The sequence below is a fragment of the Sphaerisporangium rhizosphaerae genome, assembly GCF_042665155.1.
Taxonomy (GTDB): domain Bacteria; phylum Actinomycetota; class Actinomycetes; order Streptosporangiales; family Streptosporangiaceae; genus Sphaerisporangium; species Sphaerisporangium rhizosphaerae.
Window position 1 is genome coordinate 98,583 of the sequence record NZ_JBHTCG010000007.1, and the last position, 26,345, is coordinate 124,927.

23 protein-coding genes and 1 pseudogene are annotated in these 26,345 nt (G+C 73.6%); 16 read left to right on the plus strand and 8 right to left on the minus strand.

Annotated elements, in window-relative coordinates; all coding sequences use genetic code 11:
• Nucleotides 1–46 precede the first annotated feature (46 nt).
• On the minus strand, nt 47–823 hold the full coding sequence (locus ACFQSB_RS12695) for a CoA transferase subunit A (RefSeq protein ID WP_380826754.1): 777 nt from the start codon (nt 821–823) through the stop codon (nt 47–49).
• A gap of 373 nt (nt 824–1,196) precedes the next feature.
• Between ACFQSB_RS12695 and ACFQSB_RS12700 the strand changes: the two genes are divergently transcribed.
• From ACFQSB_RS12700 to ACFQSB_RS12715, 4 genes are all read left to right on the plus strand, one after another.
• Complete coding sequence (locus tag ACFQSB_RS12700; protein WP_380826480.1) at nt 1,197–1,628, plus strand: hypothetical protein; 432 nt, start codon at nt 1,197–1,199, stop codon at nt 1,626–1,628.
• Nucleotides 1,629–1,659: 31 nt separating this feature from the next.
• On the plus strand, nt 1,660–2,844 hold the full coding sequence (locus ACFQSB_RS12705; RefSeq protein ID WP_380826481.1) for a glycoside hydrolase family 1 protein: 1,185 nt from the start codon (nt 1,660–1,662) through the stop codon (nt 2,842–2,844).
• A 54-nt stretch (nt 2,845–2,898) separates the two neighbouring features.
• Complete coding sequence (locus tag ACFQSB_RS12710) at nt 2,899–3,738, plus strand: alpha/beta fold hydrolase (RefSeq protein WP_380826482.1); 840 nt, start codon at nt 2,899–2,901, stop codon at nt 3,736–3,738.
• Between the two features lie 127 nt (nt 3,739–3,865).
• A complete protein-coding gene (locus tag ACFQSB_RS12715; RefSeq protein WP_380826755.1) occupies nt 3,866–4,516 on the plus strand; it encodes a formylglycine-generating enzyme family protein in 651 nt (216 codons plus the stop codon).
• 175 nt (nt 4,517–4,691) lie between these two features.
• Here the strand turns inward: ACFQSB_RS12715 and ACFQSB_RS12720 are convergent, their stop codons facing one another.
• Entirely contained in the window at nt 4,692–5,246 is a 555-nt protein-coding gene (locus tag ACFQSB_RS12720) for a cellulose binding domain-containing protein (protein WP_380826483.1), read from the minus strand.
• Nucleotides 5,247–6,136: 890 nt separating this feature from the next.
• On the opposite strand from ACFQSB_RS12720, the gene ACFQSB_RS12725 reads away from it, so the two are divergent.
• Genes ACFQSB_RS12725 through ACFQSB_RS12735 form a run of 3 tightly spaced genes read left to right on the plus strand, consistent with a single transcriptional unit; the run spans nt 6,137 to nt 9,273 of the window.
• Nucleotides 6,137–6,856 carry a response regulator transcription factor gene (locus ACFQSB_RS12725; protein ID WP_354836429.1) on the plus strand — a complete coding sequence of 240 codons (720 nt, stop codon included), beginning with the start codon at nt 6,137–6,139 and terminating at the stop codon, nt 6,854–6,856.
• On the plus strand, nt 6,835–8,289 hold the full coding sequence (locus ACFQSB_RS12730) for a sensor histidine kinase (RefSeq protein WP_380826484.1): 1,455 nt from the start codon (nt 6,835–6,837) through the stop codon (nt 8,287–8,289). Before ACFQSB_RS12725 ends, ACFQSB_RS12730 begins: the two co-directional genes overlap by 22 nt.
• 9 nt (nt 8,290–8,298) lie before the next feature.
• Nucleotides 8,299–9,273: a TAXI family TRAP transporter solute-binding subunit gene (locus ACFQSB_RS12735; protein WP_380826486.1), complete on the plus strand. Its 975-nt coding sequence runs from the start codon at nt 8,299–8,301 to the stop codon at nt 9,271–9,273.
• Nucleotides 9,274–9,402: 129 nt separating this feature from the next.
• Here ACFQSB_RS12735 and ACFQSB_RS12740 read toward each other — a convergent pair whose 3' ends face one another.
• Entirely contained in the window at nt 9,403–10,449 is a 1,047-nt protein-coding gene (locus tag ACFQSB_RS12740) for a methyltransferase (protein ID WP_354923860.1), read from the minus strand.
• Between the two features lie 29 nt (nt 10,450–10,478).
• Complete coding sequence (locus ACFQSB_RS12745) at nt 10,479–11,696, minus strand: cytochrome P450 family protein (RefSeq protein WP_380826488.1); 1,218 nt, start codon at nt 11,694–11,696, stop codon at nt 10,479–10,481.
• A gap of 172 nt (nt 11,697–11,868) precedes the next feature.
• Here ACFQSB_RS12745 and ACFQSB_RS12750 point away from each other — a divergent pair, with 172 nt between their 5' ends.
• Together ACFQSB_RS12750 and ACFQSB_RS12755 are read left to right on the plus strand one after the other, a co-directional pair.
• Entirely contained in the window at nt 11,869–13,107 is a 1,239-nt protein-coding gene (locus ACFQSB_RS12750; RefSeq protein ID WP_354923864.1) for a nucleotide disphospho-sugar-binding domain-containing protein, read from the plus strand.
• An 8-nt stretch (nt 13,108–13,115) separates the two neighbouring features.
• A complete protein-coding gene (locus ACFQSB_RS12755) occupies nt 13,116–14,183 on the plus strand; it encodes a glucose-1-phosphate thymidylyltransferase (RefSeq protein WP_380826756.1) in 1,068 nt (355 codons plus the stop codon).
• Between the two features lie 40 nt (nt 14,184–14,223).
• On the opposite strand, the gene rfbB is transcribed toward ACFQSB_RS12755, so the two are convergent.
• Both rfbB and ACFQSB_RS12765 read right to left on the minus strand, forming a co-directional pair.
• Nucleotides 14,224–15,222 (minus strand): dTDP-glucose 4,6-dehydratase, encoded by a 999-nt coding sequence (gene rfbB / locus ACFQSB_RS12760; protein ID WP_380826489.1) that lies wholly within the window; start codon nt 15,220–15,222, stop codon nt 14,224–14,226.
• Nucleotides 15,223–15,414: 192 nt separating this feature from the next.
• On the minus strand, nt 15,415–16,164 hold the full coding sequence (locus ACFQSB_RS12765) for an SDR family NAD(P)-dependent oxidoreductase (protein ID WP_380826491.1): 750 nt from the start codon (nt 16,162–16,164) through the stop codon (nt 15,415–15,417).
• A 205-nt stretch (nt 16,165–16,369) separates the two neighbouring features.
• On the opposite strand from ACFQSB_RS12765, the pseudogene tnpA reads away from it, so the two are divergent.
• The 3 genes and pseudogenes from tnpA to ACFQSB_RS12780 form a co-directional block, all read left to right on the plus strand.
• Nucleotides 16,370–16,600: pseudogene (tnpA, locus tag ACFQSB_RS12770) on the plus strand (IS200/IS605 family transposase); the annotation flags it as partial.
• Nucleotides 16,593–17,777, plus strand: a complete 1,185-nt coding sequence (locus tag ACFQSB_RS12775) for an RNA-guided endonuclease InsQ/TnpB family protein (protein ID WP_380826493.1) — start codon at nt 16,593–16,595, stop codon at nt 17,775–17,777. The pseudogene tnpA and the gene ACFQSB_RS12775, both read left to right, overlap by 8 nt.
• Before the next feature lie 115 nt (nt 17,778–17,892).
• Nucleotides 17,893–18,885, plus strand: coding sequence for a Gfo/Idh/MocA family protein (locus ACFQSB_RS12780; protein ID WP_380826495.1), 993 nt, complete (start codon nt 17,893–17,895; stop codon nt 18,883–18,885).
• A 93-nt stretch (nt 18,886–18,978) separates the two neighbouring features.
• Here the strand turns inward: ACFQSB_RS12780 and ACFQSB_RS12785 are convergent, their stop codons facing one another.
• Nucleotides 18,979–20,028: an acyltransferase domain-containing protein gene (locus tag ACFQSB_RS12785; RefSeq protein WP_380826496.1), complete on the minus strand. Its 1,050-nt coding sequence runs from the start codon at nt 20,026–20,028 to the stop codon at nt 18,979–18,981.
• A gap of 325 nt (nt 20,029–20,353) precedes the next feature.
• Between ACFQSB_RS12785 and ACFQSB_RS12790 the strand changes: the two genes are divergently transcribed.
• Entirely contained in the window at nt 20,354–21,415 is a 1,062-nt protein-coding gene (locus ACFQSB_RS12790) for a ketoacyl-ACP synthase III family protein (protein WP_354923876.1), read from the plus strand.
• Here ACFQSB_RS12790 and ACFQSB_RS12795 read toward each other — a convergent pair.
• Complete coding sequence (locus tag ACFQSB_RS12795; RefSeq protein ID WP_380826498.1) at nt 21,357–23,147, minus strand: FAD-dependent monooxygenase; 1,791 nt, start codon at nt 23,145–23,147, stop codon at nt 21,357–21,359. The two genes, ACFQSB_RS12790 and ACFQSB_RS12795, sit on opposite strands and share 59 nt — an antisense overlap.
• A gap of 171 nt (nt 23,148–23,318) precedes the next feature.
• On the opposite strand from ACFQSB_RS12795, the gene ACFQSB_RS12800 reads away from it, so the two are divergent.
• From ACFQSB_RS12800 to ACFQSB_RS12810, 3 genes are read left to right on the plus strand one after another with little or no spacing between them, the layout of a single operon-like run.
• Nucleotides 23,319–24,584, plus strand: coding sequence for a beta-ketoacyl-[acyl-carrier-protein] synthase family protein (locus ACFQSB_RS12800; protein WP_354836580.1), 1,266 nt, complete (start codon nt 23,319–23,321; stop codon nt 24,582–24,584).
• Nucleotides 24,581–25,846, plus strand: a complete 1,266-nt coding sequence (locus ACFQSB_RS12805; RefSeq protein ID WP_380826500.1) for a ketosynthase chain-length factor — start codon at nt 24,581–24,583, stop codon at nt 25,844–25,846. Before ACFQSB_RS12800 ends, ACFQSB_RS12805 begins: the two co-directional genes overlap by 4 nt.
• Complete coding sequence (locus ACFQSB_RS12810) at nt 25,843–26,100, plus strand: acyl carrier protein (RefSeq protein ID WP_354836400.1); 258 nt, start codon at nt 25,843–25,845, stop codon at nt 26,098–26,100. Before ACFQSB_RS12805 ends, ACFQSB_RS12810 begins: the two co-directional genes overlap by 4 nt.
• Nucleotides 26,101–26,345: the final 245 nt, after the last annotated feature.

Below are 26,345 nucleotides of genomic sequence, written 5' to 3' on the forward strand. Positions count from 1 at the left end.
GGGCTGTTTCGCGTCGCGGCCGTGCCGCCGGGGATCGTGCGGGCCGTCATCGGGTGGGGGCGTCCTGGCTCGCGGGAGCCGGCGCGTCGTGCGTGATGTTCTCCCTGAGCCATGTGGTGAACCTCCCGCGGTCGCGGGAGATCGGGTCCCACGCCTGGTAGAAGTCATTGTCACGGACCGAGTAGCCCGCCGCGTAGGAGGGGTGGGCGCCGCCGGGCGCGGGCGCGACCGCGGTGATCGCCCAGCCGGGCAGGACGACGGCGCCGGGGCGCGGCCGCAGCTCCTCGACGATCTCCTCGACGGTGACCAGCACCCGGCGGGCGGCGAGCGCGGCCTCCTTCTGCACCCCGGTGAGCCCCCAGAGCTGGACGTTGCCCTCCCGGTCGGCCTGCTGGGCGTGGATGACGGTGACGTCGGGGTTGAGCGCCGCGACGGCCGCCAGCTCTTCGCCGGTGAACGGGCAGGTCACGGTGGCGACGGTGTCGGTGCGGCCGGCGAGGTCGGTGCCGCGGTAGCCGCGCAGCACGGCGAAGGGGAGCCCCGAGGCCCCGGCGACGTAGCGGTTGGCCATGCCCGCGTGGCTGTGCTCGTCCACCTCCAGCGGGCGGGGCCAGCCGTTCTCCACCGCGTCCCGGAACCGGTGCAGCGAGCCGACGCCCGGGTTGCCGCCCCAGGAGAACACCAGTTTCCTGACGAGCCCGGCGCCGATGAGCTGGTCGTAGATCACATCGGGGGTCATCCGGATCAGCGTCAGGTCGGTGATCCCCTGCCGGATGACCTCGTGGGCCGCGGCGAAGGGGATGAGGTGGGTGAAGCCCTCCATCGCGACCGCGTCGCCGTCGTGGATCAGCTCCGCCACCGCTTCCGGGAGCGTACGGATGTCAGCCAATGTCCCTCGTCCTCGCGTCGTCGCGGCCAGAGCCCTCTCGACGCGCTGTCGGATGATCGTGAGAGTGTTCGCCTGGCGAACAGATGTTCATTATAGTGCCCCCAAAGTCTGGTCTCCGGCCCCCGGCCCTGTCAACGACACCCCGGCGCCCACCCCGAACGGGCCGCTCGCGCCCCTGCCCGAGGAGGCGTCCGGCGCCGGGCGCACCAGCCCTCCACCCCGTGTCCGGGCAGGCCGCACCCCTGTGTCCGCCGTCGGTGAGAGATCAAACCTTGCGATGTTTCTATGGTTTTGAGACGCTGCGATGGTGGACGCCACGAACACACCGCGCGGCCGTGACCTGCTCATCTCCGCCAGGGCCGTCGCCGTCGCCCTCGGCCACACCGCCGCCGAGGTCACCGAACTCGCCGTCGAACTCGGCCAGGACGGCCGCCGCGACTGGCAGACCGCCGAACTGCTCCTGGCGGCGCTCGCCGAGCTGGCCCGCCGCGACCCGGGCCGCCGCGACCTCGTCGGCGCCGTCGAGGCCGGGGAGATCCTCGGCGTCTCCCGGGCCCGCGTGCACCAGCTCGCCGAACGGCCGGACTTCCCCGCGCCGCTCTGCGTCCTGGCCGCCGGCAAGCTGTGGGCCCGGGCGGACATCGCCGCCTTCGCCGCCCGCTGGCACCGCCGCCCCGGCCGCCCCCGCAAGCCCGCCGAAGGCCGCGCCGTCCTCCAGCTGCCCGCGCTTCCGGGTTGACAGCCGTCCGGGGCGCGTCTAAGCACCAGGTATGCCCAACCTGAGCGCCTTCCCGCCGGAGTTCCTGTGGGGCGCGTCGTCGGCCGGTCACCAGATCGAGGGCGGCAACCTCGCCAGCGACTTCTGGGAGATGGAGCACGCCCCCGGCAGCGTCTTCGCCGAGCCGAGCGGCGACGCCTGCGACGGCTACCACCGCTGGCGCGAGGACGTCGGCCTGCTGGCGGGCATCGGGCTCAACGCCTACCGCTTCAGCATCGAATGGAGCCGCGTCGAGCCGGAGGAGGGGCGGTTCTCCCGGGCGGCCATCGACCACTACCGGCGCGTCGTGGAGGGCTGCCACGAACGCGGCGTCACCCCCGTGGTGACCCTCCAGCACATCACCGTCCCGCGCTGGTTCCGCCGATCGGGCTGGTGGACCGGGCCGGAAGCCGCCGCCCGTTTCGCGCGCTTCACCGAGGCGGTGCTGCCGATCGTCTCCGAAGGCGTCGGCCACGTCTGCACCATCAATGAGCCCAACTTCGCCGCGATGCTGGAGCACGACCTGGCCCCGGCCCGCGCGGCGGCCGGTGCGCCCGCGGCGCCCGGCCCGGCCGTCACCGAGGCGTTCATCACGGCTCATCGCCGAGCCGTCGAGGTGCTGAGATCGGTGCCGGGGCCGGCGTGCGGCTGGACGGTCTGCGTCGTCGACCACCAGCCCGTCGAGGGCGCCGAGGAGGCCGCCGCGGCGTGGGCCCGTCCCCGGCAGGACGTCTTCCTGGAGGCCGCCAAGGGGGACGACTTCGTCGGCGTGCAGGTCTACACCCGTGAGCTCATCGGACCGCACGGCCCGCTCCCCGTCCCCGAGGGCGCGGAGACCACCCAGATCGGCTGGGAGTACTACCCGGAGGCCGTCGGTGGCGCGGTCCGGCACGCCGCGACGGTCACCGGGGGCACCCCCATCCTGGTGACCGAGAACGGCGTCGCCACCGCCGACGACACCCGCCGCGCCGAGTACCTCACGCGGGCCCTGCGGGCGCTGAAGGCCGCCATGGACGACGGCGCCGACGTCCGCGGCTACTTCCACTGGAGCCTGCTGGACAACTTCGAATGGCTCCTCGGCTACCGGCCGACCTTCGGGCTCATCGCCGTGGACCGGGCCACCTTCGCCCGCACGGTCAAGCCGAGCGCCCACGTGTACGGCGCGATCGCCAGAAGCGGCCGCCTTCCCGGGCCCTGACCTTCGGCGCACCCGCCGCATCACCCTGGCGCCGGGGGCTGGGAGGATTCGGCCATGCCTACCTTCGCCGCGTACGACGGTCTCGATGTCGCCTTCCAGGTTCACGGCGATGGACCTCCGGTGATCTGCCTGCCCGGCGGTCCCATGCAGGACCCGGCCTACCTCTCCGACCTCGGCGGCCTGTCCGCCCACCGGCGGCTGGTCATGGTGAACCTCCGGGGCACCGGCGGGTCGGCGACGCCCGCGGACCCCGCCACCTACCGCTGCGACCGCCTCGTCGACGACGTCGAGGCTCTCCGCGAGCATCTCGGGCTCGACCAGGTGGACCTGCTCGCCCACTCCGCCGGCGCCAACCTCGCGGTGCTCTACGCGGCCCGCCATCCCGAGCGCGTCAGCGGGCTCGCCCTGATCACCCCGAGCACCATGGCCGTCGGCGTCGCCGTGACCGGCCACGACCGCCGCGAGGCCGCGCGGCTCCGCGCCGGCGAGCCGTGGTTCCCCGAGGCCTTCGCGGCCCTGGAAAGGGTCACCGAGGGCAAGGCCACCGCCCACGACTGGGAGGCCATCGTGCCCTTCTGGTACGGCAGGTGGGACGCGGAGGCGAAGGACCACCACGCCGCCGAGGACGGGCAGCGCAACGACGAGGCCGCGGGCGTCTACGCCGCCGAGGGCGCCTTCGATCCTGACGCCACGCGCGCGGCGCTCGCCGGGTTCCAGGCGCCGGTCCTGCTGCTCGCGGGGGAGGCGGACGTGGCCGCCCCGCCGTCCGCCATGGCCGAGGTCGCCGCGCTGTTCCCCGGCGCCACGCTGGTCGTCCAGCGCGGGGGCGGCCACTTCCCGTGGCTCGACGACCCCGGCCGCTTCGTGGCGACCACCGCCGGGTTCCTCGGATGAGGGTCCGTCCCCGGCGGAACAAGGCACGCAGGCCCGGCCGGACGCCGGGAGAACACTCTTCCCGCACGCCGCCGGGGCCGGGCCGCGACGGGAGCGCCTGCCCATGGAGGTGAGCGAGCGGACCGGGATGCTCGCCGTCCCGCCGGGGCGGGTCACCCTGTCGGACCGGCGCACGCGGCGCGAGTGGACGGTCGAGGTGGCGTCCTTCGAGCTCGCGGCGGTCCCGGTCACCCAGGCGCTGTACGCGCGGGTCACCGGCCGGCGGCCGGGCGCCGCGCGAGGCGACCGGTCGCCCGCCGAGAGCGTGTCGTGGTGGGACGCGCTCCGGTTCTGCAACACCCTGTCCGAGAGCGAGGGACTGGCGCCCTCCTACCGCCTCCATGGCGATGAGGAGGGCGCCGAGTGGGAGCCGGCCTCCGGCGGCTACCGGCTCGCGACCGAGGCCGAGTGGGAGCACGCCTGCCGTGCCGGCACGACGGGCGCCCGGTACGGGACGCTGGACGAGATCGCCTGGCATCGCGGCAACTCCGGCGAACGACCGCACGACGTGGGCGGCAGGCGTCCCAACGCGTGGGGCCTGTACGACATGCTGGGCAACGTCTGGGAGTGGTGCTGGGACCTCTACGACCCCGAGGTCTACGGCACCTACCGGGTGCTGCGCGGGGGCGGGTGGTTCGACGAGCACTGGAGCTGCCGCGCCTCGGTACGGCGCCGCAGCCACCCGACGCTGCGCATCGACGACGTCGGCTTCCGCCTCGCCCGCTCCCTCCCGCGCTGAGCCCCGTTGCCGGGGAACAGTTCGCGGACCGGGGCGTCCTGGACGGCCGACCACACGTAGCCAACCTGCGCAGGCGCTTCCTCACCGCCCTTGGCACGACGCCCGGCGCCTATCGCCGGGCGTTCCGCGCCGGACCACGATGACACCGGTCGTGGTCACGTGAGATCCGTCGGAGTCACGCGAGACCCCTCGGAGTGGGCGGCACCGGGTCGCCGATGGGGGTGCGCGAAGGCGTGGGGACGGGCGGGACCGGGTCGCCGGTCGGCGACGGGGTGGGCACGGGCGGGCCGGCGCACACCACGCCGTTGAGGGCGAAGGAGGACGGCGCCGGGTTGGCCCCGGGCTGGTCGGCGATGAAGCCGATCAAGGTGCTCGCGCCCGTGGCCAGGGAGCCGTTGTAGGAGACATTGGAGGCGGTCACGTCGCCGCCGGTCTGGGTGTAGACGGCGTTCCACTTGTAGAGGATGGTCTGCCCGGCGGTGAAGGACCAGGTCAGCCGCCAGCTCGTCAGAGCGTCGCCCAGGTTGGTGATGGAGACGTTCGCGGTGAAGCCGCCGCGCCACGAGTTGGCCACCGTGTAGGAGACCCGGCATCCGGCCGCGGCGGAGGCCGGTCCTGTCGCGGTCAGGGTCGTGGCGGTGACACCGGACGCGGCGAGCGCGAGCGCCAGGAGGACCTCCCGGCGTCGGCGGCGCGTCGGAAGGGAACCGGCCTGCGTTTCGGCCTGCATGGTGGACCTCCAGTGCGAGAGCGATGGTCGATCACCGAGGTGCGGTGTCACGGGGTGCGTGTCACGGTGTGCGGTGTCACGGTGTGCGGTGTCACGGGGGGCGGTGTCATGGGGTGCGTGTCATGGGGTGCGATGTAACGGAGCGCCGTGTCATGGGGATCCGGTTCCGGCGCCGACCCAGGTGCGAGGTCGCCGGGGTGGAGGTGCCGGATACGGAAAGTCGCGGGGGACGCCGGGTGGGTGCGGTGCCGGGTGGCGCCTGATTGTCACCGCGCGTCGCCGGATGGTCAACGCCGGTTCGCCGGGCGGGACGTCGCGGACGGCGGACACGCTGCTTCGGGCGTGCCCGTGCCGTCGTGCCCGATGAAACGTGCAGCGATCGCTTCGCGCGCTCACCGACAATCTTTTTGATTCGCCTCATCCTGCCGAGAGGTATTGCACCGGGGACGTCATGTGTGATCGGTGGCGGTGGTTTAACGGTGTGTGGCATCCGATATACCGACCTTTCCAGATATGTGGACTGGTTGGTCACGGCCGTGTCACGCGCACCTGGAAGCGGCGGTATTTTGAGCGCGCCTCGTATATCTCCTGGCCGACAAAACGGACAACGGGTGATCTGACGCCTCTTGGCGACCGGCCGGCACGGGCCGCGCGCCCCAGAGTGCGGAGGGGCGCGCGCGGGCCGGTGGTGGCGAGCCGGTCGCCGGGACCGCTGGCCAGGTACTTCGCGACCGGCGGCGGCATCGGGCGTACGAGCGGCGCGCCCGTCAACCGAAGACCATTCGGTTGACGTTGTGATCTGACGATCAGTTAAGGCGTAAGATCATGGTCTTGGACAGGAACATATACCAGTATGGGATGATGAGTTCGCATTCATAACTGGGGGCGACATGCGGGTTCTTCTGATTGAGGACGACGAACGCATGGCAAAAGCCCTCGGCTCGTTGTTGAGGAACCATAGCCACGAAGTCGTGCACGCCGCGTCCGGCGCGGCGGCGCGGCAGGCGTTCGGGTACGACCTGATGCTCCTCGACCTGGGTCTTCCCGATGAGGACGGCCTGGAGGTGTGCCGTTCCATCCGCGAGTTCAGCGATGTGCCGATCATCATGCTCTCGGCCCGCGGCACCGAGCACGACCGGATCCTCGGCCTGCGCACCGGGGCCGACGACTACCTGGTGAAACCCTTCAGCATGGCCGAACTCGAGGCCCGGATGCAGGCCGTGATGCGCAGGCCGAGGACCGGCATGGTCGGCGCCGTCACGGTCGGTGACGTCGCGGTGGACCACGTCGCGCACGCCGTCCACCGCGCCGGGCACCCGGTGGCCCTCACCCGCAAGGAGTTCGCGGTGCTGTCCCGCCTGATCGCGAGCCCCGGCGAGATCGTCAGCCGCGACCACCTGCTGCGGGAGATCTGGAACGACACCGGCCAGGCGGCGCGGCGGACCCTGGACGTGCACATCACCAACCTGCGCGCCAAGCTGGGCGCGCCCAACGTGATCCAGACCGTCCGCGGGGTGGGCTACCGCATCATCGTGCCCTCCGTTCCCGAGCCCACGCGCGCGGCCAAGGATTCGAGATCGGGCGAGCCGTGCGAAAACGCCTGGTGGTGATCTTCCTCTCCTGCATCGTGCTCACGTTGTTCTGCCTGGAGATCCCGGCGGCGATGATGACGGCCCAGACCGACACCCAGACCATGGTGCTGGACAGGCAGAGCGACACCGAGCGCTTCGCCCACCTCGCCCAGCCGGCCTCCGCCACCCGGCCGATGACCGACATCACCGCCGACCTGGACCGCTACCAGTTGCTGTACGGCGTGCGCGCGGTGCTGGTGTCCCGGGAGAACCGCATCGAGGCCGACACCCGGCGCGGCACCGGGCTCGGAGACGACGTGCGCGACGACATCGAGACGGCCCTGTCGGGCGAGCGGGCCAGCTCACCCCAGCTCATCTGGCCCTGGGACGTGTCCTCCCTGGTCGTCGCCGTGCCCATCGTCGTGGACGGCGAGACCGTCGGGGCGGCCGCCACGATCTCCCCCACCGGCCACGCCCGCATGGAGACGCTGAGCTGGTGGACGCTCCTGCTCATGGGCGGGCTGGTGCTGCTCGGGCTGGCGCGGCTGGTCATGGAGCCCATGGTCCGCTGGATCCTGCGCCCGGTCAGCCAGCTCGACCAGGCGGCGAACGCGATCACCGCCGGGGAGCTGACCCGCCGCACCGACGCCTCCACCGGGCCGCCGGAGCTGCGCAACCTGGCCACGTCGTTCAACACGATGGCCAAGACGATCGAGCTGCTCATCGACAAGCAGCGCGCCTTCATCTCCTACACCAGCCACCAGTTGCGCACCCCGCTGGCGGTGCTGCGGCTCCAGCTCGAGGGCCTGTGCGAGGAGTACTCCTCCCGCGAGGCGCGCCTGGTGGAGACGCTGGAGGAGGTGGACCGGCTGACCGGCATCTGCGACGGCCTGCTCGCGCTCGGCCGGGCCGAGTCCGACACGGTCACCACCTGCGTGGAGGACGTGGGCGCGATCGCCACCGAGCGCGTGCTCACCTGGGAGGCGGTGGCGGCGCGGCGGTGCGTGCGCCTGCGCCGCACCGGAGAGCCGTCGGCGCGGGCGGTGTCCAGCAGCGGCATGCTCATCCACGTCCTGGACGCGCTCATCGAGAACGCCATCAAGTTCTGCGGGCACGGGACGACCGTGACCGTTCGGGTGGACCTCGAGCCGACGGCGGAGCCCGCCGACCCCGGCGGCTCGGTGGAACGCGGGCCGTGCGGAGGCGGCGCCGGGGCGGGCGAGCGGGGGTGGGTGGTCATCCGGGTCACCGACGACGGCGAGGGCATGCCGCCCGAGGCGATCACCCGCGCCACCGACCCCTTCTGGCGCGGACCGGGCAGCGAGAGCAGGCCAGGCTCCGGTCTCGGCCTCGCCATCTGCGCCACGCTGGTCTCCCGCATGGGAGGACGGTTCGAGCTGCGCGGGGCGGAGCCGTCCGGCGTCGACGCCCGCGTCCGCCTGCCGCTGCCGAGCGGCGACGCGTCTTCCTGAGGAGAGGCCATGCGGCTCACCCCGCTTCTAGCCCGGCGCAGCGCCCTGGCGCTGCCGCTGGTCCTGCCGCTCTACGGCTGCTCCGACGAGAGGCCACCACTGCGACGGGTCGTGGTGGCGACCGGCGGCCAGGGCGGCGTGTACTACGAGCTGGGCCGGGCGCTGGCGCACCACCTGCACGACCAGTGGGGCTGCCAGACCGAGGTCCGCGCCACCGCCGCGTCGGTGGAGAACCTGCGACTGGTCGCCGACGGCGCGGCCGACGTCGCCTTCGCCAGCCTGGACTCGGTCGCCCTCGCGCTCCTCGGGCTGCCGCCGTTCCAGCGGCCGATGAAGATCTCCGCGCTCGCGCAGATCTACGACGACTACGTGCAGCTCATCAGCCTGCGCGGCACCTCCATCGACCACCTGTCCGACCTGGCCGGGCACCATGTCAGCGCCGGGGCCCCGGGCTCGGGGACCGAGCTGGTCGCCGAGCGGGTGCTGGCCGTCGGCGGCTTCGCGCGCCCGAGCCTGGCCCGCCTGGGCGTCGCCGACTCGGTGCAGGCGCTGCTGGGCGGGCATATCCAGGCGTTCTTCTTCTCCGGCGGCCTGCCCACGCCGGCCATCGCCGGGCTGGCCGACCTGCGGCCCATCCACATCATCCCGCTCGGCGACCACGTCGAGATCCTGCAACGGCGCTACCAGGGCGTCTACGTCCGCAAGACGATCCCGTCGGTGACCTACCACCTCAGCCAGGGCAGCGTCCCCACCGCCGGGATCCACAACCTGCTGGTGGTCAACGACCGCATGCCCCAGGCGGACGCGTACTGGCTGACCCGCGTGCTGTTCGAGGCGCGCGTGGAGTTCGCCGCGGCGCACGCCGAGGCACGGCACCTGCACCAGCGCACCGCCGTCTACACCGCGCCCGCTCCGCTGCACCCCGGCGCCGTCCGCTACTACCGCGAGGTCAAGCCGATGGCCGCCGCCACGACGGACGGGTGAACGCGCACGGCCCCGGTCCGGCGCGCGGCAGAGCCATGGCCCCGGTCCCGCGGGCGGCAGAGCCGCGGGACCGGGGCCGCGCGCCCCGAAACGCCGGCCGTGAACGGGTCGGCCGCCGGTCGTGGGCGGTCAGTCGCGGGCGGCCACGAAGACCGTGTCGTCGCCGATGGTGTTGACGCGCACCGAGTAGGCCACCCGGTACCCCGCCTTCTCCGCCCAGTCGCGGATCTCCGCCACCGTGTACTCCGAGCCGCCCTCGCGGACCAGCCGCACGTTGAGGCTGGTGAGCAGCGGGTGCGGGTCGGTGCGCTCCTCGTCGATCATCTGGTCGTAGACCACCAGGCAGCCGCCGGGGCGGGTGGCGCGGAAGGCCTTGTCGATGACCATCTGCCGCACCTCCACCGGCCAGTCGTGCAGGACGTGCCCGATGACGACGACGTCGGTCTCCGGCAGGTCGTCGGTGAAGAAGTCGCCGGGGTGGAAGTCCACCCGGTCGGCCACGCCGAGCCCCGCCACGTGCTCCTCGAAGTGCGGGCGCAGCGCCGGCAGGTCGAACACCCCGCCCCGCAAATGCGGGTGGCGGCCGACGATCTGCGCGGCGACGTTGCCGCGCGCGCCGCCGACGTCGATGAAGGCCCGGTGGCGCCCCCAGTCCACGCACCGCGCGACCTCGCGCCCGCAGAAGCCGTTGTGCGCGTCCATGTGGCCCATGAACTCCCGCGTGGCCGCCGCGTCGTTGTACAGCCGCGCCATCGCGCCCTTGTCGGCCAGACCGGCCGACTTCGGGCGGCCGTCGCGCAGCGCCTCGGTGAGCGACCCCCACATCGTGTAGTGGTGGCGCGCGCTCTTGGCGACGGTGCCGCCGATGTACTCCGGCGTGCCCGGCACCAGGAGCCTGGCCGTCGCCGGCGCGTTGGAGTACGCGCCCTCGCCGTCGCGCAGCAGCAGGCCGAGCCCGACGAGAGCGTCGAGGAAGTCGGCGGCCATGCGGGGATGCAGCCCGAGCCGCTCGCGGATCCGCGGCAGCGTCGCGGGGGCCTCCGCGAGCACCTCGAACAGCCCGAGCTCCACGGCGCTGTGGAGGGTCCTGGCCGCGGTGTAGGCGGTGTTGAGCCGGACGATCGCGGTGGCCGCCGCGACGTCGCTGCTGGGCGGGGCCGGGGGAGTCGTCGTCATCGGTGCCTCTTTCGATCGATGTCGCGGTGTCAGGGCTGGGGGATGAACGTCACGGGCAGGGCTTCCAGGCCGCGCACCACCTTGTTCGGCTGCCAGCGCGGCTCGCCGGCCAGGCGCAGCCCGGGAAGCCGGCGCAGCACGGTGGCGAGCACGATCCGCGTTTCCAGCCGCGCCAGCGGAGCGCCCAGGCAGCGGTGGATGCCGTGCGAGAAGCCCAGGTGCGGGTTGGGGGAGCGGGTGATGTCGAACCGGTCGGGGTCGGCGAACACCCGCGGGTCCCTGTTGGCCGACTGGAAGGAGGTGATCAGCAGGTCCCCCTGCCCGATGGGGACCCCGTCCACGATCAGGTCCCGCTCGGCCACCCACGTGACGCCGCTGACGACCGGCTCGTACCGCAGCGCCTCCTCCACCGCCCCCGGCAGCAGGTCCGGCCGCTCGCGCAGCAGGTCGAGCTGGGAGGGGGCGGCCAGCAGCGCGTGCACGGCGCTCGCGAGGAACCAGATCGTGGTGGCGAAGCCGTTGACCAGCAGGGTGAGCAGCATCCGCAGCAACTCGTCCTCGCTGAGCCGGTCCTGGCCGTCGCGGGCGGCGATGAGCGCGCTGGTCATGTCGGCGCCCGGCCGGGCGCGCTTGGCGGCGACCAGCTCGGTGAGGTACTCCCAGGACTCCGCGAAGGACCGGTCGCGGCCCTCCGGCGACTCCCCGTAGAGGAACCCGGCGGTGCGCCGCCGCACCTCTCCGTGCTCGTCCTCGGGCACCCCCAGCATCTCGGCGGTCACCGCGACCGGCAACGGGCCGGTCAGCTCGGCGATCAGGTCGGCCTCACCCCGCGCGGCGAAGCCGTCCACCAGGTCGTCGGCGACGCGCTGCACCCGCGCGCGCATCCCCTCGATCCTGCCGGTGGAGAACCCCTGCTGGACCAGGGCGCGCAGGCGGGTGTGGTCGGGCGGCGCGCTGTTGAGCGAAGGAGGCTCGCCCTCCTCCACCGGCTTGACCACCTTTCCCTCGGTGACCAGCGCGCGGACCGCGGCGTGCCGCAGCACCAGCCACGTCGGCACGTCCGGCAGGAAGGGATGCGGGATGGACGCCACCGCGTCGGACTCGCGCAGCCGCGCCAGCACCGGGTAAGGGTCGGCCTGGAACCCCGGCGCGTACGGGACGAGCGGCGCCGGCGGCTCCGCGCCGGGCGGCTCCGCGAGGGTGAGGGGCGCGGGGGGAACGGCGGCCGTGAGGGCGTTTCCGTCCATGTCTGGCTCCGAACGTGGGGGGACGTCAGAGCATCGATTAAGGCTTCGTCTTCTCGAGGGGTGGACGAGAACGGTCGGAAACAGGCTGCTCGACCGCTGTTCGACCGGCGCTCGATGCGGCGCCGGGAGCATTTCGCTCGGCCTGTCCACGGATCCGAGAAGGGCGACGAGCATGCGCCTGCTTTTCACCACCTTCCCCGAGCGCCCGCACTTCTACCCGATGGTGCCTCTCGCCTGGGCCTGCATGGCCGCCGGCCACGAGGTCAGGATGGTCAGCACCCCCTCGCTCGCCGAGACCACCACGCGGGCCGGGCTGCCGGCCGTCGAGGTCGGCCACGATCTCGACCTGGCGGCCATGCTCGCCCGCGGCGACTTCGCGCCCAAGCGCGACGTCCAGGCGGGCACCCCCGAGGAGCAGCAGCGGGCGGCGTGGTCGGGCATGCTGGAGAACCTCGCCAACATGCAGTTCGCCATGTGCGAGGCCATGGTGGACGACATGGTCGCCTACGCCCGGTCCTGGCGCCCCGACGTCATCGTGCACGACCCGGTGACCTTCGCCGGGCCGGTGACCGGGCAGGTCCTGGACGTGCCCACCGTCGCCCACATGTTCGGCTCGCCCGGGTTGCTGCGCATCGAGATGAAGGACCTCGGCAGCGAGCCGCTTCCCGGCTTCCTGAGGCTGTTCGAGCGCTTCGGCGTGGAACCGCGCGTGAACCCCACCGAGTGGATCGACCCCTGCCCGCCGTCCCTGCGGCTGTCGGAGGACCTCGCCATCCGCCCGGCCCCCACCTCGCTGAACCGCTACCAGGAGCGCTTCGTCCCCTACAACGGCCCCGGCTCCTCCCCGGACTGGCTCTTCCAGAACACCGGGCGGCCCCGCGTCTGCGTCACCTGGGGCACGACGCAGGAGCGCATCATGGGCGAGAGCGTGAGCGACCTGGTCCGCCGCGTGGTCGGCGTCGTCGCCTCGTTCGACGTCGAGGTCGTCTTCGCCGGCTCGGCCGAGCTGCGCCGCGACCTCGGCGACCTGCCGGACAACGTGCGCATGGTGGAGTGGGTGCCGCTGCACATGCTGCTGCCGACCTGCGCCGCCATCGTCCACCAGGGCGGCGCGGGCACGACGCTGACCTCGGCCGCGAACGCGGTGCCCCAGCTCGGCATCACCGAGGTGCCCGAGCCGCGCATCAGCATCGAGCAGCTCGCGGCCACCGGGGCCGGGCACCACCTGTTCCCCGCCGACGCCACCGCCGACCGGGTGCGCGAGATCGTCGGCGGCCTGCTCGGCGACCCCGCCTACGGCGAGGCGGCGCGCGCCGTCCAGGACGACATCCGCCGGCAGCCGGCGCCCGCCGAGCTGGTGCCGGTCCTCGAGAAGCTCGCCGGGGTGGATCCCGGCGCGGGAGCGCGATGAAGGCCCCGATGAAGGCCCTGGTGCTCGCCGGCGGCCACGGCACCCGGCTGCGGCCGATCACCAACACCTCGGCCAAGCAGCTCGTGCCCATCGCCAACAAGCCGGTGCTGTTCTACGGCCTGGAGGCGCTGCGCGACGCGGGCGTCCGCGAGGCCGGCGTCATCGTCGGGGACACCGCCGCCGAGGTCAGGGCGGCGGTGGGCGACGGCTCGCGCTTCGGGCTGCACGTCACCTACATCCCCCAGCACGCGCCGCTCGGCCTCGCGCACTGCGTGCTGATCGCCCGCGACTTCCTGGGCGACGACGACTTCGTGGTGTACCTGGGGGACAACTTCATCGTCGACGGCATCGCCGAGTTCGTCGGCGACTTCCGGCGCTCGCGCCCGGACGCCGGCATCCTGCTCACCAAGGTCCCCGACCCGAGCGGCTTCGGCGTCGCCGAGCTGGACCCGGCGGGCCGGGTCGTCGGCGTCGCCGAGAAGCCCGAGCACCCGGTCAGCGACCTGGCGATCGTCGGGGTGTACCTGTTCACGCCGCGCGTGCACGAGGCCGTGCGCGCGCTCACGCCCAGCGCACGCGGCGAACTGGAGATCACCGACGCGCTGCGCCTGCTCATCGACCAGGGCGCCGACGTGCGCTCGCACGTCATCTCCGGCTACTGGAAGGACACCGGGCGGGTCGAGGACATGCTCGAGTGCAACCGGATGGTCCTGGAGACCGCCGAGCACCGCCTCGCCGGCCGCGTGTGCGGCGACACCAAGGTGATCGGCCGGGTGGTGGTCGAGGAGGGCGCGGAGGTCAGCCGGTCCCACCTGGTCGGCCCGCTCGTCATCGGCGCCGGCGCCCGGGTGCGTGACAGCTACGTCGGCCCGTTCACCTCGATCGGCGCGGACTGCCGGCTGTCGGACACCGAGATCGAGTACTCGATCGTCATGGAGCGGTCGGTCATCCGCGGCGTGCGCCGCATCCAGGACTCGCTGGTCGGCAAGGACGTGACCGTCGCGCCCGCCGAGTACGCGCCCAAGGCGCACCGTCTGGTCCTGGGCGACCACAGCCGCGTGCACCTGGACCGCTGACCGCCGGGCCCGGCCGCCCTCCCGGCCGAGGCCCGGCCCCTCAGGTGCCCGGCTCGTGGACCGGGCGGCGGCCGAGCAGCGGCTCCCACCACGCCCGGTTGTCGCGGTACCACCGGACCGTCTCCCGCACCCCCGGCTCGAACGGCACCTCGGGCCGCCAGCCCAGCTCCCGCCGGATCCGGCCGGAGTCCAGCAGGTAGCGCCGATCATGCCCGGGACGGTCAGGGACGATCGTCTTCAGCTCCGCGGGCAGGCCCAGTTCGTCGAGCACCAGGTCGGCCAGGCGCTCGACGCTGGCCTCGTCGCCGGTGCCCACGTGGTAGGCACGCCCGTCCCGGCCCTGGCTCAGAATGGCGTCGATCGCCCGGCAGTGGTCCTCCACGTGGATCCACTCGCGCCGGTTGCCGGTCGAGGCGTACATCGGCAGCGGCTCGCCGCGCAGCGCCTGGGTGGTGAACAGCGGCAGCACCTTCTCCGGGAACTGGTACGGGCCGTAGTTGTTCGCGCAGTGCGACAGCGTGACCGGCAGCCCGTAGGTCTCGTGGTAGGCCCGCACGGCGTGGTCGGCCCCCGCCTTGCTGGCGTTGTAGGGGGTGCGCGGGCGGTAGGGCGAGCGCTCGGTGAACGCCTCCGGCGAGTCCAGCGCCAGGTCCCCGTAGACCTCGCAGGTCGACACGTGGTGGAACCGGCGCAGGTCGGCGTCGCGGCAGGCGTCCAGCAGCGACTGGGTGCCAAGGACGTTGGTACGGAAGAACCGCCCCGGGTCCAGCACGGCCAGGCTGTTGTGCGACTCGGCGGCGAAGTTCACCACCACCTCGACGCGGTGCTCGCGCAGCAGCCGCGCGACCAGCTCCCTGTCGCCGATGTCGCCGCGCACGAAGACGATCTCCTCCGCGAGGCCGGCGAGGTTGCTCATGTCGCCGGCGTAGGTGAGGAGGTCGAGGGCGACGACCGCGTCCGACGGGTGCTCGCGCCGCCAGTACCGGGTGAAGTTGGCGCCGATGAAGCCCGCCGCGCCCGTGACCAGAAGAGTGCTCATGCTCCCATGCTCGCCCACGCCGCTCGACTCCGGCCGGAGCCGCGACGACCAGGACACCACGTGTCCTGGAACGGTGCTCCGGCGACCGGAAAGCCCTCTGTCCTGGGATGGTGCTCCGGCGGGCGGGCGCGGCGGTGCCCGGCGCGGCGGCAGGGGCCGGGCGCCGGGCTGGGGTGGGTGCGGTCGCGGCGGTCAGATGATGAGCGCGCCGCCGCAGGCGGGCACGAAGGCCCCCGTGACGTACGCCGTGTCGTCCCCGGCGAGCGCGGCGACGGCCCGCGCCACGTCCTCGGGTTCCCCGATGCGCTGCATCGGGATGAGCGCGGCCTGCTTCTGCAGCTTGTCCTGCGGGATCTGGTCGGAGGCCTGGGTGCGGGTGATGCCGGCGATCACCGTGTTCACCCGGACGCCGTGCCGGGCCTCGGTGCGCGCCAGCACCTTCGCGGCCAGCTCCATCGCCGCCTTCGCCGCGCCGTGCGTGATCGACATCGGCCACGGGTCGCGGGCGATCAGCGCCGAGATGAACACCACCGACCCGCCGCCGCGCTCCACCATCCCGGGCACGAACGCCTGCACGGGGAGCATGGTCGCCCGGATCTGCCCGCTGACGACGCTCGCGAGCGCCTCGACGTCCACCTCCAGAGGCAGCGCGCGCACCTTCTCGTCGAAGCCGTGCGCGTTCAGCACCAGGATGTCCACCGGACCGAGCCCGGCCTCGGTCTGCGCGGCCATCTCGCGCACCGCGCCGGCGTCGGTGACGTCGGCCCGCACGGCAAGGGCGCGCCCGCCCGCCGCCGTGATCTCCTTGACGACCTGCTCGGCGGCGTCGGCGGAGTCGCGGTGGTTGACCGCCACGGCGGCGCCGCGCGCCGCGAGCTCCCGCGCGATCGCCGCGCCGATTCCCCTGCTGGATCCGGTGACCAGAGCGACCTTCCCATCCATCAGACCCTCCTGAGGGGACCGTCGCCTTTGAGCGACAGGGGAATCGGGAGCGGGAGGGCCGCCAAGGCCCGAGCGTGCTCTGACCGGTCAGGTCTGCGCATCAGAGTTCTCCGTTCATCGTATGTTGGATAGATGACGCTGATATAAGGATCGTGTGACTCGTCAGGCGCGCACCTCCCCCGGCGCGGCCTACGACCTCGGACGCCTGTTGGTCAAGGCGCACCCGAATGACTCGCCGTCGTATGTGGCCAACCAGTCCGAGGGCGTCACCTCCCGCCGCCTGCGCGGCGAGTTTCCGCACCTGCGCTCCCGGTTGCCCACGCTGTGGTCACGGTCGTTCTTCGTGGCCACGGCTGGCGCGGTGTCCGCTGAGACGGTGCGGCGCTACATCGAAACGCAGTACGAGCGCACCCCCAAGGGGCGCGGTCGTGCGTAGGTCGTTCAGATTTTTGCTGCGCCCGACCGCCAAGCAGACGGTGGCGCTGACAGCGTGCCTGGACGATCACCGCGCGCTGTACGATGCGGCGCTGGAGCATCGCCGCACCGTCTACACCAAAGCCGGGGTGAGCATCCGGTATGGCGATCAGTCGGCCGACCTCAAGCACATCCGTGCCGACGACGCCGATGGTCAGGGCCGCTGGTCGTTCTCCTCCCAGAAGGCCACCTTGCGCCGTCTGGACAAGGCGTTCACCGCGTTCTTCGCCCGGGTCAGGGCCGGGCGCACGCCAGGCTTTCCCCGCTTCAAAGGCGAAAACCGGTTCGACACCATCCAATGGCCCAAGAATGGTGACGGCTGCCGGTGGGACTCCCAGCCCGAACACCCCACCGCGACGTTCGTCCGGCTCCAGGGCGTCGGGCACGTCCGTGTCCACCAGCACCGCGCCGTGCGCGGCACCATCAAGACGATCAGCGTCAAGCGGGAGGGCATCCGCTGGTACGTCATCCTGTCGTGTGACGACGTGCCCGCCGCATCCCTGCCCGCGACGGGCACGACGGCCGGTATCGACCTGGGGGTGGCGTCGCTGGCCACCACCAGCGACGGCGAGCATCTGGTCAACCCGCGCCACCTGACCGCCTCCGCCGATCGCCTGGCCGCCGCGCAGCGGGAGCTTGCCCTCAAGAAGCGGGGGTCCAAGCGGCGCCGAAAGGCTGTGGCCCGCCTCGCCGCCCTGCACGGCAAGGTCCGCCGGCAGCGCCTGGACGGCGCGCACAAGGCCGCCCTGGCGCTGGTCGCCGCCTACGACGTCATCGTGCACGAGGACCTGCGGATCGCGAACATGACCCGCTCGGCCTCCGGCACGCTCCAAGCGCCCGGCACCAACGTGGCACAGAAATCCGGCCTCAACCGGAGCATCCTGGACGCAGGTTGGGGGGTGTTCCTGACGATCCTGTCGCACAAGGTTGAAAGCGCCGGTCGAGAGCTGATCGCGGTGAACCCCGCCAACACCTCCCGAACGTGCGCCCGATGTGGGCACTGCGCGAAGGAGAACCGCATCACCCAGGCCGAGTTCTTCTGTACGGCGTGCGGGCATGCCGCGCACGCCGACGTGAACGCGGCACGCAATATCTTGAGGGCAGGGCTTGCCCTTCGCGACGCTGCACAAGCGGCCTAGCGAGAAGCCGCTCCCTGCAGGGAGCGGAGGAGTCACTGACATGCCCGGCACGCTAGTGACCGGCCGTGCAGGACGGCTCGAGGTCGGCTCGAAAGCGGGCTTCTAGCGTGCGGGCATGCGAGTGGTGCGGATAGGGGTGCTCGGCGCGTCCCGCGTGGCGCCGGAGGCGCTGTTCGGCCCGGCGCGGGCGGTCCCCGGGGCCGAGGTGGCGGCGGTCGCGGCCCGCGACCCCGAGCGGGCCCGCCGCTACGCGGCCCGGCACGGCGTGCCGCGGGTCCTGCCCGGCTACCAGGCCCTGCTGGACGACCCGGGCGTGGACGCCGTCTACATCGCGCTGCCGAACGCCGCGCACGCCGAGTGGACGCTGCGCGCGCTGGCGGCCGGCAAGCACGTGCTGTGCGAGAAGCCGCTGGCCGCCAACGCCCGGCAGGCCGCCGAGGTCGCCGCCGCCGCCCGCCGGACCGGTCTGGTCGTCATGGAGGGCATGCACTACCGCCACCACCCGCTCGCCGAGCGCATGCGCGTCCTCGCGGGCGAGGCGCTCGGCACGGTCACCCGCGTGGAGACCGCCAACTGCTGGCCCGTCCCGCGCTTCGACGGCCTGATCTACGACTACGCGCTCGGCGGCGGGGCGACGATGATCGCCGGGTGTTACGCGATCGACTGCCTGCGCCTGGTCGGCTCCGCGAGCCTCGGGGAGCCGTCGGCGACCGGCGCCCGTGCCCTGTTGCGCGGCCCCGGCGCCGACCGGGCCATGACCGGGGAGTGCGTCTTCCCCGGCGGGGCGACCGGCCGGTTCCGCTGCTCACTGTGGAGCGCCGCCCGGCCGTCGATGTCGGTCCGGGTAACCGGGGAACGCGGCGAGATGCGGGTGACCGGCTACCTCATGCCGCATCTGTTCCACCGGATCACGGTGCGGGCGGGCGGGCGCACCTGGCACGAGCGGCTGCGGGGCGAGCCGACCTACCACGGCCAGCTCCGGGCATTCGCCGCCGCCGTCCTGGACGGGGCCCCGGTCGCCACCGACGCCGCCAACGCCACGGCCACCCTGCGCCTGATCGACGCCTTCTACCACCACGCCGGCCTCCACCCCCGCGGCCTCCCCTGACTCAGGCCCCCTGCGAGCGCGTCACCCGCGGGGATTGCCCGTCGCCCGGTGGCTTTCATCTCATGTCGACCTCGGCTTGCCGCGTGCGGTGGCTCAAGCCCGGGCGAGGTCCGGGGCCGCTCCCTCGGTGCGCAGGGCCTCGGCGGCCCTGGCCAAGGACTCCCGGTCGGCGGCGTCCTCGCCGCGCCGCGGCGGGAGCAGGGCCAGCGCCGTGCTCCCGGCGCCCACGGCGCGGTGCCGCCGCGCCAGCGTGGTGAGGCTCTGGGACGGGCCCGCCTCCAGCAGGACCAGATCCCCGCCGGACAGCAGCGCGTCCAGGGCCGCGCCGAACACGACGCAGGCGGAGGGTTGCCGCGCCCAGAACCCCGGGTCACGGGCCTCCCGCTCGGTGAGCGGAGCGCCGGTGTAGCACGAGTAGACCGGGATGCCCGGGGCGCGCAGCGGCAGGGCGGCGAAGGCCGCCTCGTCCTGCGGGGCCGTCGCGGCCACCGACGGGCTGTGGAAGCCGATGGTGGCGCGCACCGGCCTGCAGGTGATGCCCCGCTCACGCAGCTCGGCGGCGGCCCTGGCCAGAGGCGCCGCCGCCCCGGCGAGCATGACCTGCCGGGGCCCGTTCACCGCCCCGATCACCACCTCGCCGTCCAGATGCGGCGCCAGTTCCGCCGGGGTCGCCGCCACGGCGAGCATGCCGCCGGGCGGCGTGCGGCTCAGCCGGACCAGCCGCTCCCACATCACCCGGACGGCGTCGCTCAGGGTGAAGACCCCGGCGAGCGTGGCGGCGGCCATCTCGCCCACGCTGTGCCCGAGCAGCGCGGCGGGCCGCACACCCCAGCTCATGACGGTGCGCCCGAGGGCGTAGTCCACGGCGAACAGCAGCGGCTGGGCGCGCAGCACGTCGTCGATGGGCACGGCGGGGTCGGCCGACAGCCAGTCGGCGCGGATGCGCGCGCCCTCCCGTCCCAGCTCGGCGAAGATCTCGTCCATCGTCGCGGTGAACACCGGGTCGTGGTCGTACAGGCCCGTCCCCATCCGCGTGTGCTGCGCGCCCTGCCCGGGGAACAGCAGCGCGACCGGACGGGGCCCGCGCGGCCGGTCGAGGTCTGCGCGGGCGGTGCCCGTCCCGGTGTCCTTGACGGTTCCCATGGCGGGGTCCTTCCTGCTCGGCTCCGGCGGTCATGGTCGGCCTGGACCATCGAGACCCGCTCGACCCCCGGTCGCGCCCCCCGTCGGCCGGGGTGCCGGAACGCCTCGGCGGCCCCGCCGGTCAGGTGGTCACCGGCCGGGCGCGCGGGAAGGAGATTCGAGCGCGACTCCGTCAGGGGTCGAACCGGGCGGCGCACAGTCAGGGGGCCGGTGCAGGACGCGAACCGTCTGACGCGAGTGGTCGATCGACACATGCCGGGGCGGTGAGCTCGCCACAAGCGAGCCCGCTCCGGCCGTCGCCCGTACACGCGCCCCGAGGAGACCGATGCGCCCACGCGACATCCACATCGCCGCGACCGGCAGCGCCCTGGCCCCGCTGGTCACCGTCGAGGAGGCCCTGGCGCGGGGCGACTGCGACCCCGACACGGCCCGGCGCACCGAGGCGCTGTCGGTCGCCGTCGCCGGGGAGGAGTCGCCCGCCGAGATGGCCGCGGCGGCGGCCCGCGCGGCGCTCGGCCGCTCCGGGCGCGACCCCGCCGACATCGGCCTGATCCTGCACGCCGCCGTGTACTACCAGGGCCACGACCTGTGGCCGCCGGCCTCCTACGTGCAGCGGACGGCCGTCGGCAACCGGTGCCCGGCCGTGGAGGTCCGCCAGATGTCCAACGGCGGGATGGCGGCGATCGACCTGGCCGCCGGGTACCTGAGCGCGGCCCGCCCCGGATCGGCGGCCCTGATCACCGCGGCCGACAGGTTCTCTCCGCCCGGTTTCGACCGCTGGCGCAGCGATCCGGGCACCGTGTACGCCGACGGCGGCGTCGCCCTGGTGCTGGCGCGCGGTCACGGCCTGGCCCGGCTGCGGACCATCGTCACGGTCTCCGACCCCGAGCTCGAGGGCATGCACCGCGGCGACGACCCGTTCGGCGTCGCGCCGTTCAGCGTCCGGCGACCCATGGACCTGGAGGTGTGGAAGCGCGCCTTCGTCGCCCGTACCGGGCTGTCCGCCTGCCTGAGCCGCATCGCCGCCGGCCTGCGCGAGGCGGTGGACACGGCGTTGGACGAGGCCGGGGTGAAGCTGGCGGACGTCGACCGGTTCCTGCTGCCGCACTTCGGGCGGCGGCGCCTCGCGGCGGCGCTGCTGCGTCCGCTCGGCGTGGACGTCGAACGCACGACGTGGCCGTGGAGCAGGCGCGTCGGTCACCTGGGGGCGGGCGACCAGATCGCCGCCCTGGACCACCTGCTCTCCTCCGGCGCCGCGGCCCCCGGCGACACGCTCATGCTGCTGGGCATCGGCGCCGGATTCACCTGGTCGTGCGCCGTCCTCGAGGTCACCGAGCGCCCGCGCTGGGCGACTCACTCTCCCGGCCGCCCCGCACCCGGGGAGTGAGCGGAGCCCCCGCGGGCATGACCCCCAGCGCGTCCGGCGCCTGCGTGGGTGTGGTGCCGAGCGCGTTCGGGGTCAGTGGCAGCCGGGCCAGGGCGACGGCGAGCGCGTCGGCCGTCAGCGCCTCGCCGCGCGCGGCCAGGTAGCCGTCGGGGCGGATCAGCAGCCAGTGGCCCTCGACCGGGGCCAGCAGGCCCGGCACCCCCGGGCCGGGCGGCAACGGGTTCGGCAGGCCGGAGCCGGGGCGCGGTGACATCGTGCGCACCGACAGCCAGGCCCCGTACCGCGCGTCCGCCTCCGCCGCGACGGCGCCGAACGCGTCCCGCGGGCCGCCGGTGTAGGTGAGCAGCGTCCAGCGGGGGTCGCGCAGCTCGGCCAGCACCGCCCGCCACGCCGGGTCGGCGGCGCGCGCGGCGTCGGCCTGGGCCACCCGCTCGCCCTGCCCCGGCCCGGAGGCCGCGCCGCCGGAGGGGCCGCGCGGCCCCGGGCCGGAGGCCGCGTCGCCGGAGGGGGTGGTGAGCGAACCGCTGGCGTAGTGCAGGCCCAGCCCCGACACCCCGCCGAGGATGGCGCGCTGCATCCGCACGCGCAGCCGCGGGACGGCCCGCAGCACGGCGAACACCACCGGCAGCAGCCCGGCCAGCACGGGGTTCCTGAGCTGGATGAGCCGGGTCGCCCGCTTGGTCGAGGCGAGCAGCGTGCGGCCCACCGGCACCCGTTCCTCGCCGTAGCTGTCCAGCAGCTCCTCGCCGGCCTGCCCGTGCACGACCATGGCGAGCTTCCAGGCCAGGTTGAACGCCTCCTGCACGCCGGTGTTCATGCCCTGACCGGAGGCGGGGCTGTGCACGTGGGCGGCGTCCCCGGCGACCAGGCACCGCCCCTCGCGCATGCGCGGCGCCATGCGCTGCTGGAAGGTGAACACCGAGATCCAGCTCGGCTCGGCGACGTGGAAGGCGCTTCCGACGCCGGCCGTGATCAGCGATCCGAACCGCCGCGCCACCGCCGCCGGGTCGGGGTCGTGCTCGACGGCCGCGGTGTCCAGCAGCCGCCAGCGCCCGGGCTCGATCATCGGCACCGTCATCATGGTGACGCCCGGGCAGCGCACCCAGTAGATGCTGTCGCGCGGCAGGTCGGTCTCCACCTGGGCGTCGGCGATCAGCCACGTCTCGCTGGACTCGCCCAGCAGCGGCAGCCCGAGGAGCTTGCGCACGGTGCTGTGCCCGCCGTCGCAGCCGACCAGCCACGGCGTCTCGGCGTGCTCCACCGTCCCGTCCGGGCGGACGAGCTTGGCGCGCACCCCGCCGGCGTGCTGCTCGAAGCCGTCCAGGCGCACCCCCCACTCCACGGCCACGCCGCGCCGGGCGGCCGCCGCGCGCAGGGTCTCCTCGGTGGTCACCTGGTCGATCGCGATCGTGAACGGGAAGCGGGTGGGCGTCTCGGCGTAGTCCGCCTCCAGCCGGGTCAGCCTGCGTCCCCGCTGGTACATCGTGAAGGAGGTGATCCGCCGCCCGCGCGGCAGGATGTCCTCGACGATCCCCATCTGGTCGTAGACCTCCAGCGTGCGGGGATGGGTGGCGATCGCCCTGCTCGTCGTCGCCGGGCCCTCCCGGGCGTCCACCAGTCGCACCCGCACCCCCCACCGGGCCAGCTCATGGGCCATGGTCAGCCCCACAGGTCCCGCGCCGGCCACCAGGACCTCGGCCGGCTCCTCGCGTGCGTCGTTTCCCAGCGTCATGGCGGGATGGTCACGCCGCCCCCTCGAGAACCGGTCGAGCCGCCGCCCTCCACCGCGTTTCGAGTGGCACTCGAGGCGCGTTACGCAAGGTCATGACGGGTCCGGAAGGGCCCGTCCTCCGTACGGAAGGAGCCCGATCATGTGCGGAGCCTCGGTGTCCCGGAGGTGCCGATGAAGCGCCGGGTCGCGATCACCGGGATCGGCGTGGTGGCGCCAGGCGAGCCGGGGGCGAAGGCCTTCTGGGAGCGGATCACGTCGGGGTCCACGGCCACCAGGCCGATCAGCTTCTTCGACCCCGCCCCCTACCGGTCGCGCGTCGCGGCCGAATGCGACTTCGACCCCGTCCGCGAGGGACTGTCGGCGCAGGAGGTGCGGCGCCTGGACCGGGCCGCGCAGTTCGCCGTCGTGTGTGCCAGGGAGGCGCTGGCCGACGCCGGCCTGCACGACGGCGACCTGGCCCCCGAGCGGACCGGCGTCAGCCTCGGCAGCGCCGTCGGGTGCACCATCAAGCTCGAATGGGAGTACGCCGTCGTCAGCGACGCGGGCCGGCTGTGGGAGGTCGACCCCGCCTACGCCGTCCCGCACCTGTACGACTACTTCACCCCCGGCTCGCTGGCCGCCGAGGTGGCCTGGGTCGCCGGCGCCGAGGGCCCGGTCACCGTCGTGTCGGCGGGCTGCACCTCCGGCCTGGACGCGGTGGGGCACGGCTGCGAGCTGATCGGCGAGGGCACGGCGGACGTCGTGCTCGCCGGCGGCACCGACGCCCCCATATCGCCCATCACCGTGGCCTGCTTCGACGCCATCATGGCGACCTCGAACCACAACGACGACCCCGAGCACGCCATGCGGCCCTTCGACCGCACCAGGAACGGCTTCGTGCTCGGCGAGGGCGCCGCGGTGCTGGTGCTGGAGGAGTTGGAGCACGCCCGGCGGCGCGGCGCCCGCGTCCTGGCAGAGATCACCGGGTTCGCCAACCGGAGCAACGCCTACCACATGACGGGGCTGCGCTCCGACGGCAAGGAGATGGCCGAGGCCATCCGGGCGGCGCTGGACCGGGCACGGCTCGCGCCCGAGGAGGTCGGCTACGTCAACGCCCACGGCACCGGAACCAAGCAGAACGACCGGCACGAGACCGCCGCCTTCAAGGCCGCCCTCGGCGCGCACGCCTACGACGTGCCCGTCAGCTCGATCAAGTCCATGCTCGGGCACTCGCTCGGCGCGATCGGCTCCATCGAGATCGCGGCCTGCGCGCTGGCCATCGAGCACGGCGTGGTGCCGCCGACCGCCAACCTCCGCGAGCCCGACCCCGAGCTGGACCTGGACTACGTCCCGCTGACGGCCCGCGAGAAGAGGCTGGACGCCGTGCTCACCGTGGGCAGCGGCTTCGGCGGCTTCCAGAGCGCGATGGTGCTCCAGCGCCCGGGGACCGCGGCATGAGCGCCGTCGTCACCGGCATCGGGGTGCTCGCTCCGAACGGGCTCGGCACGGAGGAATTCTGGAGCCGGACGCTGGACGGGGTGAGCGGCATCGGCCCCATCACCCGCTTCGACGCCTCGCGCTACCCGGTGCGGTTCGCGGGCGAGGTGCCCGGGTTCGCCGCCCGCGACCACCTGCCGGGGCGGCTGGTCCCGCAGACCGACCGGATGACGCAGCTCGCGCTGACCGCCGCCGACTGGGCACTGCTGGACGCGGCCGCCGACCCCGGCGACTTCGGCGAGTACGACATGGGCGTGGCCACGGCGGCCTCGGCCGGCGGGTTCGAGTTCGGACAGAAGGAGCTGCAGAACCTGTGGCGGCTCGGCCCGCGGCACGTCAGCGCCTACCAGTCGTTCGCCTGGTTCTACGCCGTCAACGCGGGCCAGATCTCCATCAGGAACGGCCTGCGCGGGCCCATGAACATCAACGTCGCCGAACAGGCGGGCGGCCTTGACGCGGTCGCCCAGGCCAGGCGCATGGTGCGCGGGGACACGCCGCTGGTGGTGACCGGCGCCGTCGACGCCTCGCTGTGCCCGTGGGGGCTGGTCGCCCAGTTGCCGAACGGCCGGCTGAGCACCGGCGACGACCCGCGGACCGCCTACCAGCCGTTCGCCGCCGGCGCGCGCGGTCACCTGCCGGGGGAGGGCGGGGCGATCCTCGTCGTCGAGGACGCCGAGAGCGCCCGCCGCCGGGGCGCGCCGCACCTGTACGGCGAGGTCGCCGGATACTGCTCCACCTTCGACCCCGCACCGCGCACCGGGCGCCCGCCGCGCCTGGCCGCGGCCCTCCGCGGCGCGCTCGCCGACGCCGGCATCGACGCCGGCGCCGTCGACGTCGTCTACGCCGACGGCGCCGGCGTGCCCGAGCTGGACCTGGCGGAGGCCGAGGCGATCGCCGAGGTCTTCGGCAGGAACGGGGTGCCGGTGACGGCGCCCAAGAGCATGACCGGCCGGCTGAACGCGGGCGGGGCGGCTCTGGACCTGGCGGCGGCGCTGCTGTCCATCAGGGACGGGGTCATCCCTCCGACGGCCGGCGTCACCGGCCCCGACGAGCGTTACGGCCTGGACCTGGTGACCGGCGCCCGGCACGTGCGCGTCGGCGTCGCGCTGATCATCGCCCGCGGCTACGGCGGCTTCAACGCCGCGATGGTCGTACGGCGATGCCCCCCGGCCGCGCCGCGGCCCGCACGGGCCGCGGCCGTCATCCAAGGAGAAGGAACATGAGCGAGTTCACCATCGACGACCTCAAGCGCATCCTGCGCGCCTGCGCGGGCGAGGACGAGGCGGTCGGCCTGGACGGCGACATCCTGGACAGCGGTTTCGAGGAGCTCGGCTACGACTCGCTGGCCCTGCTGGAGACGGCGAGCCGCATCGAGCACGAGGTCGGCGTCGCCGTGCTGGACGAGGAGATCGGCGAGGTGACGACCCCCCGCCAGTTGCTCGACCTGGTGAACGGCCGGCTGGTGCAGAAGGTGTGAGCCACTCCGCACCCCGGCCCACGGACCGCACACCCGGCCGGCCCAGGAACCCGCCGCCTCGGCCGGTCCGCGGTCCGCGGTCCGCCGCTCCGCCGGAGCCCGCACCCTCCGGTGGCGCGGCACCGGGCCCTGTGGCCCGGTGGAGAGGTCGCGGCCGGGTCGTCCGCGCGGACCGCGGGCGCCCGGTCCGCCAGGGGCTCGAGGTGAGGACGGCGCATACGGGCGGGGATCACCAGGGCGGCGGC

Excerpts from the sequence above, each read along its gene's own strand:
- ACFQSB_RS12755 (WP_380826756.1), top strand. The coding sequence starts at position 13,116 with ATGAAGGCCCTGGTGCTCGCCGGCGGCCACGGCACCCGGCTGCGGCCG.
- ACFQSB_RS12705 (WP_380826481.1), top strand. The coding sequence starts at position 1,660 with ATGCCCAACCTGAGCGCCTTCCCGCCGGAGTTCCTGTGGGGCGCGTCG.
- ACFQSB_RS12765 (WP_380826491.1), bottom strand. The coding sequence starts at position 16,164 with ATGGATGGGAAGGTCGCTCTGGTCACCGGATCCAGCAGGGGAATCGGC.
- ACFQSB_RS12795 (WP_380826498.1), bottom strand. The coding sequence starts at position 23,147 with ATGACGCTGGGAAACGACGCACGCGAGGAGCCGGCCGAGGTCCTGGTG.
- ACFQSB_RS12720 (WP_380826483.1), bottom strand. The coding sequence starts at position 5,246 with ATGCAGGCCGAAACGCAGGCCGGTTCCCTTCCGACGCGCCGCCGACGC.
- ACFQSB_RS12790 (WP_354923876.1), top strand. The coding sequence starts at position 20,354 with ATGCGCCCACGCGACATCCACATCGCCGCGACCGGCAGCGCCCTGGCC.
- ACFQSB_RS12735 (WP_380826486.1), top strand. The coding sequence starts at position 8,299 with ATGCGGCTCACCCCGCTTCTAGCCCGGCGCAGCGCCCTGGCGCTGCCG.
- ACFQSB_RS12725 (WP_354836429.1), top strand. The coding sequence starts at position 6,137 with ATGCGGGTTCTTCTGATTGAGGACGACGAACGCATGGCAAAAGCCCTC.
- ACFQSB_RS12740 (WP_354923860.1), bottom strand. The coding sequence starts at position 10,449 with ATGACGACGACTCCCCCGGCCCCGCCCAGCAGCGACGTCGCGGCGGCC.
- ACFQSB_RS12715 (WP_380826755.1), top strand. The coding sequence starts at position 3,866 with ATGCTCGCCGTCCCGCCGGGGCGGGTCACCCTGTCGGACCGGCGCACG.
- rfbB (WP_380826489.1), bottom strand. The coding sequence starts at position 15,222 with ATGAGCACTCTTCTGGTCACGGGCGCGGCGGGCTTCATCGGCGCCAAC.
- ACFQSB_RS12745 (WP_380826488.1), bottom strand. The coding sequence starts at position 11,696 with ATGGACGGAAACGCCCTCACGGCCGCCGTTCCCCCCGCGCCCCTCACC.
- ACFQSB_RS12800 (WP_354836580.1), top strand. The coding sequence starts at position 23,319 with ATGAAGCGCCGGGTCGCGATCACCGGGATCGGCGTGGTGGCGCCAGGC.
- ACFQSB_RS12780 (WP_380826495.1), top strand. The coding sequence starts at position 17,893 with ATGCGAGTGGTGCGGATAGGGGTGCTCGGCGCGTCCCGCGTGGCGCCG.
- ACFQSB_RS12785 (WP_380826496.1), bottom strand. The coding sequence starts at position 20,028 with ATGGGAACCGTCAAGGACACCGGGACGGGCACCGCCCGCGCAGACCTC.
- ACFQSB_RS12710 (WP_380826482.1), top strand. The coding sequence starts at position 2,899 with ATGCCTACCTTCGCCGCGTACGACGGTCTCGATGTCGCCTTCCAGGTT.
- ACFQSB_RS12805 (WP_380826500.1), top strand. The coding sequence starts at position 24,581 with ATGAGCGCCGTCGTCACCGGCATCGGGGTGCTCGCTCCGAACGGGCTC.
- ACFQSB_RS12695 (WP_380826754.1), bottom strand. The coding sequence starts at position 823 with ATGGAGGGCTTCACCCACCTCATCCCCTTCGCCGCGGCCCACGAGGTC.
- ACFQSB_RS12750 (WP_354923864.1), top strand. The coding sequence starts at position 11,869 with ATGCGCCTGCTTTTCACCACCTTCCCCGAGCGCCCGCACTTCTACCCG.
- ACFQSB_RS12810 (WP_354836400.1), top strand. The coding sequence starts at position 25,843 with ATGAGCGAGTTCACCATCGACGACCTCAAGCGCATCCTGCGCGCCTGC.